Source organism: Nostoc sp. C110 (assembly GCF_043099725.1).
Lineage (GTDB): Bacteria > Cyanobacteriota > Cyanobacteriia > Cyanobacteriales > Nostocaceae > Nostoc > Nostoc muscorum_A.
The window spans coordinates 6,873,218-6,886,549 of record NZ_CP171148.1 but is presented as its reverse complement, the minus strand read 5'-3'; the positions used below and the strand labels follow the sequence as shown (position 1 = coordinate 6,886,549).

Below are 13,332 nucleotides of genomic sequence, written 5' to 3'. Positions count from 1 at the left end.
GCACTTAATTTTATGCTTAAGTTTGCTATGTTTTCTCATACCTTTTAGAGTTTGCAAATGTTTGTAGTGCAAGCAAAACTCTATCTTCATATATGATTGCAATAAGTAGGTGAGTATGAAACAATTGAACTATGTAAAGATACAGTATTTTGCAAATAATTTAGGTACAAATGCAGAACTCACGCATCAGATAAATTTTCTATCTCTTGCCTTCTCCCAAGGGGAGACGCTAAAAGCGATCTGTCTGCTGCCGTAACGCTGCACTATCCTGCCTCAAAACCCGTAACTCTTTGTACTTCATACAAAAGAAAACTGCTGTAAATAGGTAGGTGTAACGTACTAAACTATTGCTTTGAACAACTATGAGTATATCGGTAACTATGTAGTGTGTATGTGAAGTATTAATGTAGATATAGGCTAATACGTTTGAGTTCGTAATATTTTGCCCAACCCAGACCACTCACTTACTTGAATTGGAGGAACCTCTGACCTCGCAGACTCACTAACGCTTTTAGCGTCTTCTCTTTTTAAGGAGAGTTAGGACGATCAAGCCTTAACTAGAACTTATTAGGATATAGATCAGCACAATAACTTTAAATATAGGAAATACTGATGGAACGTTCAAAATTAATTGCTATTCTTACAGGTGCGATTTCGGTTATTTTAGCGATCGCTTACCTGATCTTAGTCCAACTGCTGGACTACCGAGACATGAAACCCGCCCCTATCAGCCAATTTGACCAAGCGCCTGCGATTATTTCTGTTTTTTGGCAGATTGACAAAATTACCGAAGTGTAATTCATATTTTGTTTTGCTGACTTGTAGAGACGCAATCAATTGCGTCTCTTGTCATTTATGTCAATAAGTAAAAACTCATGATGATTATTGATCAAACCAACGATTGATTCATAGATAAAAAACAATAGCTATTATTCATTACTCAAATGGTTGATTATTATATAAGATTTTTTTAGAGCATTTATCTCAGATTTGTTTAGATAAAGTAATTCCTTTTTGACAGATATAACGGTAAGCTGTTTCTAACAAGATTAAATAAAGATAAATTTGTCTTATCTGCATAGGCGTAGCCTGTCGTAGATATCTCTGGGTTAACAGGGATCAACGCAAGTTGAACTAAAACCCCAAATTTTTGATGAAAACTATAGAGGTGAGTTGATGGCTCAGTTTCTACTTGAGACTGTTTGGCTAGTTCCTTGCTACGCCTTAATAGGTGGCTTGTTAGCAGTGCCTTGGTCGCCGGGAATCATTCGGAAAACGGGGCCAAGACCGGCGGGTTATATAAACTTGGTGATGACATTTTTGGCGTTTGTACATAGTGCGATCGCCTTACAAGCAACTTGGAATCAACCAGCCCAAGAAGTATTTATTCCTTGGTTATCTACAGCTGGTTTAGACCTCACCATTGCTTTAGAAATATCCTCAGTGAGTGTCGGCGCTTTAGTTGTGATTACTGGTTTGAATTTGCTGGCGCAGATTTATGCCATCGGTTACATGGAGATGGATTGGGGTTGGGGACGCTTCTATTCTTTATTAGGATTATTTGAAGCTGGACTATGTGCCCTGGTTCTGTGTAATAACTTGTTCTTCAGCTATGTAATTTTGGAAGTCCTCACACTGGGAACTTACCTACTAGTTGGCTTATGGTTTAGCCAGCCTTTGGTAGTCTCAGGTGCTAGAGATGCTTTCTTAACCAAGCGGGTGGGAGACTTATTCTTGTTGATGGGCGTGTTGGCATTATGGCCCCTAGCTGGAACTTGGAGTTATCCAGAACTAGCTGAGTGGGCAGCGACTGCTAACGTTAACCCGACAACAATGGCACTGGTAGGTTTAGCCTTAATTGCCGGGCCAATGGGTAAATGTGCCCAGTTCCCACTGCATTTGTGGCTGGATGAAGCAATGGAAGGCCCAGTTCCCAGTACAATTTTGCGGAATTCGGTAGTGGTTGCTAGTGGTGCATGGGTGCTGATTAAACTGCAACCTGTGTTAAGCCTGTCGCCCATAGTTTCCTCCGCTATGGTGGCCATTGGGGTAGTGACGGCAGTAGGTGCTTCTTTAATTGCGATCGCTCAAGTTGATCTTAAACGCTGCCAATCCTATTCTGTCAGTGCATACATGGGTTTAGTATTCATTGCCGTGGGAACGCAACAAGATGAAGCAGCGCTGTTGTTAGTACTCACCCATGCTATATCCGCAGCCCTATTGGTGATGAGTACCGGCGGAATTATTTGGAATAGCATCACCCAAGATGTCACCCAATTAGGCGGATTGTGGACACGTCGCCCGATTTCAGCAATAGCTTTCATCGTCGGGACTTTGGGATTAATTGGTTTTCCACCATTGGGTAGTTTTTGGGCGTTAGTGAAACTAGCAGATGGGTTGTGGGAAACGCAGCCTTGGTTAGTGGGAGTAGTGATAACGGTGAATGCTTTGACAGCAGTGAGTTTAACCAGAGAATTCGGTTTAATTTTTGGTGGTAAAGCTACACAAATGAGTCAGCGATCGCCTGAAGCACACTGGCCAATGATTTTGCCAATGGTAATTTTACTTGCCTTTAGTCTACATCTTCCTTTAGTGTTGCAAAGCTTATCACTTTTACCCGATTGGGCAACTTTAAACAAAGATGTCGTACTACTTTTAATTTGGTCGAGTATTTCCGGTTGTAGCATCACTGGTGTGGTTTATTTAGGCAATATTCCTAAACCAATTCGCCTCCCTTGGAAAGGTCTACAAGACTTGTTCGCATACGACTTTTATACCCCCAAACTCTATCGGATAACCATTATTTTTGGCGTTGCCAAAATTTCCCAACTTGCCGATATGATTGACCGCTTTGTTGTCGATGGCATCGTTAATTTGGTTGGTTTATTTTCGCTATTAGGTGGCGAAAGTTTAAAATACAGCACCTCTGGACAAACCCAATTTTACGCCCTAACTGTCTTAATAGGAGTGAGCATTTTAGGAATGTGGGTAGCTTGGCCATTTTGGGGAGTGCAGTTTTTAAATTTGATTTTTCCAATTTCGACAGTTGGGTAGTTAAACACCCTTTGATTACAAACAAGCAGACAGTTTAGTATAAAATTTGCAGGAGAATTCCATGAGCATACGAAATACCCAAATCAATCTTTCCAGAAGAGGTTTATTGAAGTTTGGTGCAGGTGCGATCGGCACAAGTGTATTGACAGCCGGACTTGGCTCAAACTTACTTGCAGCCGAAAAAAAAGCCCCAGTAGCGCCAGCAGAAGATGATCTTACCCCCGATAAGGCACTGCAAGAGTTATTGGATGGGAATGAAAGATTTGTTAAAGCAAAACGTCGCAATCCCAACCAAACACATTCGCGTTTAGTCGAAGTTGCCAAAGGTCAAAAGCCCTTTGCTTCTATTCTAGGCTGTGCAGATTCACGAGTACCTTCAGAGATTGTCTTTGACCAAGGACTTGGAGATTTATTTGTCTGCCGTATAGCTGGTAATATTGCCACAACACAACAAATTGGTAGCTTAGAATTTGGCAGCTTAGTATTAGGTACTAAAGTCATCATGGTAATGGGACATGAAAGATGTGGTGCAGTAGATGCCGCAATCAAAGGCGCTCAAGTACCAGGACAAATTGGAAGTTTACTTGCAGCAATTAAACCAAGTGTAGAAAGTTCAAAAGGGCAATCAGGAGATAAGTTAGAAAACGCTTGTAAAGCAAATATTTTGGCACAAGTTGAAAAATTGAAATCATCTACAGTTTTATCTGAATTAATCAAGGCAGAAAAGCTGAAAATAGTCGGTGGATATTACGATTTAGATACTGGGAGAATCAGTGTAGTAGATTAGTTTTTTATCCTTTGTCATTAGTGATTGATCATTGGCTAAGAGGAAGTCATAAATGACAAAGGACAAACGACGAAGGGCAAAAGACAAAGGACAAAGGACAAAAATACCATGTTAAGTGTTTTGATTTGGCTCCCTATTTTAGCCGCCGCTCTGATAGCAATATTACCTGCAAGTTTCCCTAATCATCGTATTCGTTTAACAGCATTAATTTTATCAGGTATAGTTCTTTCTTGGAACATATTTATCCTGCTAAAATTTGATATTGTCAACCCAGGAATGCAATTTAAAGAGTATTTGCCCTGGAATGAAACCCTGGGTTTGAGTTATCAAATAGGTGTGGATGGGCTTTCTATATTAATGTTGGTGTTAAATAGTCTACTCACCTGGATTTCTATTTACACCAGTAGTAAAGAAACTGAACGTCCTCGGCTGTTCTACTCCATGATTTTATTAGTGAGTGGAGGGGTTGCAGGTGCTTTTCTCGCGGAGAATTTGCTGCTATTCTTCCTATTCTACGAACTAGAATTAATCCCTTTCTACTTACTAATTTCCATTTGGGGAGGAGCAAAACGGGGTTATGCTGGGATGAAATTCCTGATTTATACTGCGGTTTCAGGAGCATTAATTCTGGCAACATTCTTGGGTATGGTATGGCTGAGTGGTTCTACCAATTTTGCTTTTGATTCAGTCTCTACAGAAAATCTGTCAACAGCAAAACAAATCCTTTTACTAGCAGGAATAGTCTTAGGTTTTGGGATTAAAATTCCCTTAGTTCCCTTCCATACTTGGCTACCCGATGCTTACGTTGAGGCTTCAGCACCAATTGCCATTCTTCTCGGTGGCGTGTTGGCAAAGCTGGGAACTTATGGATTGCTGCGATTTGGTTTGGGGATGTTTCCCCATGCTTGGAGCATTATTGCACCGACTCTGGCAATTTGGGGAGCAATCAGCGCTATCTATGGGGCAGTAATTGCGATCGCTCAAAAAGATATCAAGCGCATGGTAGCATACAGTTCCGTCGGCCACATGGGCTATATTTTGTTAGCTGCTGCTGCTAGTACTCCCTTAGCACTCGTTGGTGCAGTCGCCCAAATGTTTAGTCACGGTATCATCCTGGCGATTCTCTTCCACTTGGTGGGAGTTGTAGAAGCCAAAGTCGGAACGCGCGAGTTAGATAAACTCAATGGTTTGATGAGTCCCATACGCGGCTTACCTCTAATTAGTGCCTTACTAGTTTTAGGCGGGATGGCTAGTGCAGGTATTCCCGGTTTAACAGGATTTATTGCCGAATTTATCGTCTTTCAAGGTAGTTTCTCTGCCTTTCCCATCCCGACAATTTTGTGTGTAGTGGCTAGTGGATTAACCGCAGTTTATTTTGTCATCCTTCTCAACCGCACCTGTTTTGGCAGACTCGATAACTTCGCCTACTATCCCAAAGTCCTTTGGTCTGAGAAAATTCCAGCTTTAATTTTGGCAGCTTTCATCATCTTTTTGGGAGTACAGCCCACTTGGTTAGTGCGTTGGAGTGAATCTACAACTACAACAATGGTGGCTGCAATTCCCTCTTTGGAAAAAACCGTAACCTCTGAAGTCGCGCTGAAGTAATCAATCAGAGAGTTACGCATCGATAAAGGAGGAAGGATGAATCTCACATTAATTCCCAGTGGTCTTGTTCTATTTCGCTTTTTGATATCTCCATTCCTCCTATTAGATGCCTGGGATGGCAAAACCAGTATTTGGTTCATCGTCGGTTTTGTCGCAGCCTTTCTCTCAGATATTTTTGATGGCATTATTGCGCGACGATTAGGTGTCAGCACTGCCCAATTGCGTCAAGCCGATAGTTGGGCTGATGTCTGCCTTTTTAGCTGTATCTTTGTGAGTGCGTGGATAGTTCATCAAGATATTCTCGTTACTTATAGCGTACCTTTGCTAATGATTGTTTTTGCTCAATTGCTGTGGTGGGTAGTGAATTTAGTGAAATATGGTAAACCCGCTAGCTATCACACTTATTCAGCAAAATTTTGGGGAATCACCCTTTTTATTGCGATTATTGCCCTGTTTGGCTTTGATTACGCCGGAGTTGCCTTATGGCTGACTTGTATTGCTGGCACAATTCATAGCGTTGAAGAAATTGCTATGACGCTAATATTGCCAGTTTGGACACATGATGTTTTAAGCATTTTTCATGCCCTGAATATTCGTCAAGAATCACTAACACCAATTACTAAATAATATGACAGCAATTAAAACAGCAATTAAATTACCTCCTTCAACGCACGAATTTGCCGATGTAATTCATCGCTTAGAAGCAGGCGGTGCAATGTTACCCGATACTCCAGAAAATTTGATGCAAATCATCGGTTTATATAAAGCTTATGCTGTGCCGATGGATTTTTACTGGCGCGACCTACTTTATATTGCTGAAAACGAGTTTTTAAACCCGGTTCCCTTCTTTAAATACTTCTTACCCAAAGAGTATTTAGAACTGCATAATCATTATGCTGGTGATGATGCCGATTTACGAATTTGGCGCGGCGAAGCTACTGCACATCCAGAACTTTTGGCATTTATGGAAAAGGGTGAAACCTTCAAAATGCCGAAGTTATTGCATCACTTGTTCCACGATCGCATTAACATGGAGTTTGCGGAAGCTTGTATGCGGGCGATGTTATGGCACAGAGGGATGGGCGGACAATTTGACCCTTACCTAGATTCAGACGAATACAAAGCTAACGCTGACCGAGCAATAAAAGCTTATTTCCAAGGAAACCCAGTAATGCTGGGGCTTTACAAGCTGTTCCCCGATATGTTTTTGGAACAGTGCCGCCAGATGTCATACTACGCTAATCTGGGCTTATTCTGGGAAGTCATGGCCCCGGTATTCTTTGAAATGTCCGATCGCTATGATGAAGGTACGATTAGCACCGTCCCAGAGGCAATGAGCTTCTTAGTTAATGGTATATTTGCGATCGCAGGTCGTCCCATTTACCATCACGTTTATATTCGTGGTGAATGCTACGAAATTATCCCCAAATCCAAGGGTTTCATGTGGCTATATGAAGCCGCATTACCTTACGTAGAAGCAGTTTTCTACCGCACCGCACCCTTCCGAGGGACAAAATCTTATAATGCTCAAGCGCGTCAAGTACCAGAAGACCAGAAAGACTTTCACTATGGTATTCTTTACGCTGATGTATTTCCAGTGGGTACTGCTGGCATTCCCCCGACATTATTAATGCAAGATATGTTGCATTTTTTGCCACCATATCTTGTTGATTATTACAGCCAACATTGCCGGGGTGAAGAAGATATGTTGATTCAGTTGGGAGTTAGTTTTCAACGCTCAATGTACTGTGTTACTTCTGCGGTAATTCAAGCTTTGAGAACTGCACTTTTATATCCTTTAGATGACCAAAATCCCAAACATTTACAAGCCAATCGAGATTTTTTTGAAATGCAGCTAAATCGCTTTACTCGATCCGACTATAATATTCGTGATGCTGCTCGTTTAGGGAGTATTCAAAAGCAAGATTATAGATAAGAGATCCCCCCAACCCCCCTTTTTAAGGGGGGCTTTTTTTATCATTTTTTTGCTATTAGTGTATTTACTGTTTCAGGTTACAACACTGTGGACTAATATCAGTGATATTTTGCCCCGGAAGAAAGAGCTTGCCAACCCCTCGATATATTTGGGTACAAAAACCCTCAAAGTCCTCCTTTTTAAGGAGGATTTAGGAGGATCTACAACATTTTGGTTTTGTAGAGAGATGTGTGTAACCTTAGCTTTTTAAAGGGTATCTTATTACTACTCAGTTAATAATTGTTATTAACCAGATAATACTCCTGCAATACTTGTCAATTCCATAATTTTCTCAAACTGGAAATTATGAGCTAAATTCTGAATAAAATTGCTCAACATAGCATTTTCTGAAGGAATTTGTTCAATCAATTCTAAAATTAAGTCATCACTACATTGGGCTGCGGCAGTATACACCTGTTTCACCCATTCAGGCGACATTTCAGACAATAGAGGAACTAAATCTGTAAGCTTCAAGATTGATTCTGTTATTTGTTGTTTTGCATTCTTTATCTGATAGTTATCTTCTTGATAAATATATTGAACTTCTAGATATTCGCTCAATTTTTCTAATAATTCTTCCTCACGGAAAGGCTTGTTAATATAATCATCACAACCAGCTTTGATTGTTGCCTCTCGTTGTTCTTCAAAGGCGTTAGCGGTTAAGGCAATAATAATCGTCTTGCGATTTGGGACTGAAGTTTCTTCTCTAGCTTTAATAATTTTGGTGGCTTCGTAGCCGTCCATAATTGGCATCCGCATATCCATAAAAATTAGGTGTGGTTGCCATTGTTGCCAAAGTGCGATCGCTTCCGTGCCATTTGCCGCTTCTTGGACTGCAAAACCGATAGATGTCAGAATTTTTACTAGTACTAAACGGCTGTCTGTGGAGTCATCAACCACCAAGATGCGGTATTCATTTTGAGCAGGCGCTAAACTCAGAACTTGTCGTCTAATTTGTTGGATCTGGATTTCGCTGGCTGCGGCTAGATCAATTTGAATATCAAAGGCAAATGTACTTCCCTCACCAATAATGCTGGTGACGCTAATGTTTCCTCCCATTAGTTCTACATATTTGCGGCTAATTGCTAAACCTAGTCCAGTTCCCTGTTGCGATTTTCTACCGGTTTCAGTTTGCCCAAAAGCTTCAAACAGCAAGTTAATTTCCTGTGGCGCAATACCGCGACCAGTATCTGTAACCTCGAAGAATAGATGAGGAGGATGAGGTAAAATTTTCTCCCCCATATCCTCCATCGCCACGCGTAACATTACTCTTCCAGTATCGGTAAATTTGATTGCATTTCCCAAGAGGTTAAGCAATACTTGACGCAGTTTACTTTCATCAGCTTGGATATACTGCGGAAGGTAAGATGTATATTCAAAACTTAATTCTAAGCCTTTGGAAGTGGCGCGGAAACGCAACATCTCTTCAAGGTTTTCTAAGAGGCGAATTAAGTCAAAACTGTTGAGATTTAATGTTATTCTACCGGCTTCAATTTTAGACATTTCCAGAATGTCGTTGATTAAGTTGAGAAGATGTTCGCCAGCACGATTGATGATTGCTAGATTTTGCTGATGTTCAGTAGATAAAGCATGATCGTGGCTCATGATTTGGGTAAAACCGAGGATGGCGTTGAGTGGGGTACGCAGTTCGTGGCTCATGTTGGCGAGGAATTCGCTTTTGGCGCGGTTGGCAGCATCAGCGGTGATCACCGCTTCTTGCAATGCTTGTGACTGCCTTTGAGTCTGCGCCAGTAATTGTGCCTGCTGTAAAGCCACACCCAACTGATTGCCAATTTGAACTACGATGTTGATTTCTCCTGGTTTCCATTGGCGGGAATCAGAATTTTGATAACTCGCTAGTAGTCCCCAAATCTGGCTACCATATAAAATGGGGACAATGATGTAAGCTTTTGCCTGAAAGCGTTCTAAAAGGCTGATGTAAGAGGGATGAAACTCAGCATTGTAAATGTCTGGGACGCAGCGAAAAGTTGCGCCTTGTGTGTAAATGCCATCTTGAATTGCTTGCATATCAGCATCTTCGGCTTGATTCTCCTCGCTATCCAAAATTTTTGTTAGGCAACGTCCCTCTTGTAAGACACCTTCTGTAAGATTAGGATCGTTGTTATGTTCTTCTATCAGAGAAATCCAACCATTACCTACAGACTCAGAGACAAATTCGCCACTCCATTGGGGATTGAAACGATAGACAACAACCCGATCGCAATTGAGTACTTGCCGTAATTCTTGGGTTGTAGCCGCAAATATAGTCTCTAAATCCAATGTTTGGCGCATCCTTTGAATCACTTGAGCGATCGCTCTTTCTCGTTCTGCACTCTCACGCAGGGCTTCTTCTGCCAATTTTCTCTCGGTAATATCTGTAATCGTACCGATATAACCTTTTATTTCCCCATCATCTCGAAATTCTGGCAAAGCCTGACAAATTACCCAGACAATTGTACTATCATCGCGTAAAAAGCGATGTTCGTACTTATACATGGTTTTAGCAACTCTTGCTTGATTCCATGTCAACAATAACTGCTCGCGATCGTCTGGATGTACGGCTTTTGTCCAACCTGTTCCCAGAGATTCTTCTAAACTGCATCCACTAATCTCACTCCAACGTTGATTAAAATATAAGACATTACCATCCACATCAGTGTGGAATATACAAGCTGGTGAGGTTTCTGCTAGCAGTTGATATCGTTGCCGACCTGCTTGTAAAGCTAATTCTGCCAGTTTCGCATCGTTGATATCTGCCCAATAACCGACACATTCTATAGAGTTTCCAGCTTCGTCACGAATTAACCTCATCTTTTCGTAAAACCAGTGATAAGTTCCGTCAGCGTGTAACCACCGATATTGATAGGAAGTGTATTCTTGCTCAACCAACTGGGAAAATTTTTCTGAAATCAGTTCAATATCTTCTGGGTGGACATGATGCAGCCAGAAATTAGGATTTTCGACAAATTCCTGCGCTTCGTAACCAACCATTGCCTTAACGTTCTTACTAATAAAGGTAGTGCTAAAATTGCCTAATGTTTTTTTGCTGCTATAAATCACCACAGGGCTAGAAGTAAGCAGATATTGAAGGCGCTCGTTAGCTAAACGTAGTTCTTGTTCGACATATTTGCGTTCGCGTAGCGCGGCTTGCCGTTCGCGTAGTGCTGCTTGCAGTTCGCTAATTTCTACTAAAACTGCACCCACACCAGAGAGGCGATCGTCCTCACCAGGAATCGGAAAATAAGAAACTAAGAAGTGGCGGATAATATCTGGTTGTTTAATTGATGCGGCGCTTAATTCTTGATTGAGGATGGGTTCACCTGTCAACAGAACCTGTTGATAAAATGGTTCTACGACACTGGCCATTTTGGGTAAGGCTTCATGGATGGTCTTACCAATATGAGCTTCCTGGGATATTCCATTAATTTCCGCTAGTACTTGGTTGATTTGCACAAACCGCAGTTGGTTATCTACAATATTCATACCGACGGGAGCCCCTGTAAAAAAGGCATTGAGGCGAGCTTCTCTGAGTGCTAATTCTTGTTCTAGGGTTTTGCGCTCAATCAACCCACCTAACTGAGCAGCAACAGCATTTACTAGCAAAAGCAAACGTTTATCTACCAATACTGAACTACGTTTAAAAAACACTAAAACAGCTAATACTTCGTTTCCAGCCAGTATAGGAACACCAAAACCAGCTTTTAATCCTACCTTTGCTGCTTGTTGCGATCGCAAAAAAATCGGCTCTGTAACTTCTGAAACATCTTCTATCCATTCTGGTTCCTGATTCTGCCAAACTCTTCCTGGTAGTCCCACTCCCATAGGAAATTTCACAATTTGACTGTGGCGGCAAAATTCTTCTAAATTGCTTTGTTCACCATACCAGCCCAGGCTGTGTTCTAAAGCAGCACTATCTTCATTAGGTATCCATGCTTCACCAAAATCCCAGCCAATAGTATGACAAATTAAGCGCAAGACCAGTGCTAAAGAGCTATTGACATCATTGGCGCGAGTGATGGCTTGGGTTGTCAACAGTAACAAACGGCTTTCATTTTCTGCCTGCTTGCGTTCAGTAATATCTTTCGCTGTGCCCAGTACGTACCATTTCCCATCAATCTCGATCATTTCCGCACTCAACAAGGTTGTCCTGATTTCCCCTGTGGACGTGCAGACATCAACCTCATAATTACGGATAGCTTTCGTTTTTTGCAGCATCCGGGTGAGAAAACTATATTCTTCTGGATTCGCCCAAATATTCAATTCTTGATCGGTGCGATCGATAACTTGAGAACGAGAATAACCAAAAAACCGACAAAAACTGTCGTTAACTTCGACGAAGCGTTTGTTAGGAACAGTAATTAAGGCAATGGGATCGGGAGATGACCGAAAAGCTGATGCTAACTTTTCTTCAGAAGCTCTCCGCGCGGCTTCAGCGCGTTGACGTTCTTTTGCTTCCAGTACTAAGGATACTAAATTGCCCAGAGAGCGAGCGAAATTTTGATCTTCTAGCGTCCAATGATGAGCAACTCCCACAGCCTCCAAACATAAAACCCCTACGGTTTTTCCCTCCTGTCTAATGGGTGTATCGAGTATAGAGGTAATATTTAATCTTGAGTAAGATGGAGAAAATTCTCTAATTCTGGGATCGGTATGGGCATCATCTGCGGCGATTGGTTGATCTTGTTGCAAAGCTGCAAAATAAGCTGGATAGTCTGCCTCTGATAAAACAAATCCTTCGCTATGTTGATTGCGACTGCCCTCAAACAAGTCAAAACACTCGATTTTCAAGCCTGTTTCGTCATACAACCAAACACTGGCTCGTTCCATTCCCATATTTTTGACAGCTGTTTCTGTAATTTTGCCCAAAGCTGCTTTCAAGTCACCCTGATAAAGGATTTGATTTTGTGCCAGTTGGGTTAGTACTAGGTTATGATTGCGGAGCTTAATCGCGCTTTCTTGGAGTAATTTTTCTATACCTCGGCGCTGTGTAATATTACTAGCAGTGCCTGTCATACCTATGACTAAACCCTCTTCGTTGCGTAATGCGATCGCATTAAACATTAAATAAAGTAAAGTACCATCTTTAGCTACACAGGTAGTTTCATGTTGAAATATCGGCTTTCCCCGGAAAACACGCTCAAAGGCTACTTTATCTTTAGCAACTTGCTGAGGTGAGATAAAATCAGTCAAGGTACGCCCGATCATCTCCTGGGGTTCATAGCCATAAATCTGCTTGACTGCCGGATTAACAAAAGTAATTAGTCCATCAATATCTACCGACCAGATCATATCCTGGGATGTCTCCACCAGGTGGCGATATTGACTTTCACTTTTCTTGAGAGCAGCTTCGACTAAAAGGCGTTCGTTTTGGTAAACTTCTCTACAAAAGGCTTTGCTAAGGCTAACAGGAATTTCTGTGAAAATTTCTTCTATCTGTTGGTTCCGAAGATTTAACTCAACAGCAACCCGTTGACGTTCTTTAATCTCCTCTTGCAGTTGGGCATTTTGTTCTTTTAACTGTTTTTTCAGCCTTTGGAGAGTTAGTTGATTTTGTATGCGTAATAAAACTTCTTTAGCTTGGAATGGTTGAGTAATATAGTCAACATCCCCTAAATCACAAATATTTACTTCTTCCGATAATTCATCTAAAACACCAAAAAAAATTATCGGAATCTCTTGAGTTTTCTGATGAGATTTTAAATTTTGATAAACCTCATAACCATTCATTTTGGAAATGAGAAAGTTTAGTAAAATCAAATCAGGAGGAAAAGCCAGCGCCCTATTGATTGCCAATTCTCCAGAAAGGGCACTTTGTACCTGATAAGTTTGATTGTGAAGGATGTCTGATAAAAAATGCAAATTTTCTAGCTTATCATCAACTAATAAAATTCTGATTTTTTGAGCATCCATA

General features: G+C 41.2%; 7 protein-coding genes. 6 read left to right on the top strand and 1 reads right to left on the bottom strand.

Annotation, left to right across the window (positions count from 1 at the left end; genetic code table 11):
- Nucleotides 1–612: 612 nt before the first annotated feature.
- The 6 genes from ACFFRD_RS34550 to ACFFRD_RS34525 all read left to right on the top strand — a co-directional run bounded on the left by ACFFRD_RS34550 (nucleotide 613) and on the right by ACFFRD_RS34525 (nucleotide 7,382).
- Nucleotides 613–798, top strand: a complete 186-nt coding sequence (locus ACFFRD_RS34550; RefSeq protein WP_114081749.1) for a hypothetical protein — start codon at nucleotides 613–615, stop codon at nucleotides 796–798.
- A gap of 378 nt (nucleotides 799–1,176) precedes the next feature.
- Nucleotides 1,177–3,054 (top strand): NAD(P)H-quinone oxidoreductase subunit F, encoded by a 1,878-nt coding sequence (locus tag ACFFRD_RS34545; RefSeq protein ID WP_392480387.1) that lies wholly within the window; start codon nucleotides 1,177–1,179, stop codon nucleotides 3,052–3,054.
- A gap of 61 nt (nucleotides 3,055–3,115) precedes the next feature.
- Nucleotides 3,116–3,841 (top strand): carbonic anhydrase, encoded by a 726-nt coding sequence (locus tag ACFFRD_RS34540; RefSeq protein WP_392480385.1) that lies wholly within the window; start codon nucleotides 3,116–3,118, stop codon nucleotides 3,839–3,841.
- A gap of 108 nt (nucleotides 3,842–3,949) precedes the next feature.
- Entirely contained in the window at nucleotides 3,950–5,446 is a 1,497-nt protein-coding gene (locus ACFFRD_RS34535) for an NADH-quinone oxidoreductase subunit M (RefSeq protein ID WP_392480383.1), read from the top strand.
- Between the two features lie 36 nt (nucleotides 5,447–5,482).
- Entirely contained in the window at nucleotides 5,483–6,073 is a 591-nt protein-coding gene (locus ACFFRD_RS34530) for a CDP-alcohol phosphatidyltransferase family protein (RefSeq protein ID WP_392480382.1), read from the top strand.
- Nucleotide 6,074: 1 nt separating this feature from the next.
- Complete coding sequence (locus tag ACFFRD_RS34525; RefSeq protein WP_392480380.1) at nucleotides 6,075–7,382, top strand: CO2 hydration protein; 1,308 nt, start codon at nucleotides 6,075–6,077, stop codon at nucleotides 7,380–7,382.
- A 285-nt stretch (nucleotides 7,383–7,667) separates the two neighbouring features.
- On the opposite strand, the gene ACFFRD_RS34520 is transcribed toward ACFFRD_RS34525, so the two are convergent.
- The gene (locus ACFFRD_RS34520; protein WP_392480378.1) at nucleotides 7,668–13,331 is read right to left on the bottom strand and encodes a PAS domain S-box protein; all 5,664 of its coding nucleotides are present in this window, start codon (nucleotides 13,329–13,331) and stop codon (nucleotides 7,668–7,670) included.
- Between the last annotated feature and the right edge of the window lies 1 nt (nucleotide 13,332).

Excerpts from the sequence above, each read along its gene's own strand:
- ACFFRD_RS34525 (WP_392480380.1), top strand. The coding sequence starts at position 6,075 with ATGACAGCAATTAAAACAGCAATTAAATTACCTCCTTCAACGCACGAA.
- ACFFRD_RS34530 (WP_392480382.1), top strand. The coding sequence starts at position 5,483 with ATGAATCTCACATTAATTCCCAGTGGTCTTGTTCTATTTCGCTTTTTG.
- ACFFRD_RS34520 (WP_392480378.1), bottom strand. The coding sequence starts at position 13,331 with ATGGATGCTCAAAAAATCAGAATTTTATTAGTTGATGATAAGCTAGAA.
- ACFFRD_RS34540 (WP_392480385.1), top strand. The coding sequence starts at position 3,116 with ATGAGCATACGAAATACCCAAATCAATCTTTCCAGAAGAGGTTTATTG.
- ACFFRD_RS34550 (WP_114081749.1), top strand. The coding sequence starts at position 613 with ATGGAACGTTCAAAATTAATTGCTATTCTTACAGGTGCGATTTCGGTT.
- ACFFRD_RS34545 (WP_392480387.1), top strand. The coding sequence starts at position 1,177 with ATGGCTCAGTTTCTACTTGAGACTGTTTGGCTAGTTCCTTGCTACGCC.
- ACFFRD_RS34535 (WP_392480383.1), top strand. The coding sequence starts at position 3,950 with ATGTTAAGTGTTTTGATTTGGCTCCCTATTTTAGCCGCCGCTCTGATA.